Origin of the sequence: Aquitalea sp. ASV11, assembly GCF_016429185.1 — a bacterium.
GTDB classification, from domain to species: Bacteria; Pseudomonadota; Gammaproteobacteria; order Burkholderiales; family Chromobacteriaceae; genus Aquitalea; species Aquitalea pelogenes.
The window spans coordinates 1-298 of the sequence record NZ_JAELUD010000283.1 but is presented as its reverse complement, the minus strand read 5'-3'; the positions used below and the strand labels follow the sequence as shown (position 1 = coordinate 298).

The 298-nt window shown below is 76.5% G+C and carries 1 protein-coding gene; it reads right to left on the bottom strand.

The features are described 5' to 3' along the window. Positions 1-298 (bottom strand): chlorhexidine efflux transporter (locus JHD62_RS22170; protein WP_304506268.1); only part of this gene is annotated, 298 nt, incomplete at both ends.

Genomic DNA, 298 nt, shown 5'->3' with positions numbered 1-298 from the left:
GAAAAAGCCCAGGTCCAGCAGCAGGGCCTGCCATAGCGAAACCTGCAGCCACCACGCGGCCAGCGGCACCAGCATCACCACCAGTCCGCCTTCAAACAGCACGGCATGGGCACTGCGCACCCACACCTGTCTCTTATACACATCTGACGCTGCCGACGAACAGTAAGATGTGGTGGTGGGGGGGGGGGGGGGGGGGGGGGGGGGGGGGGGGGGGGGGGGGGGGGGGGGGGGGGGGGGGGGGGGGGGGGGGGGGGGGGGGGGGGGGGGGGGGGGGGGGGGGGGGGGGGGGGGGGGGGGG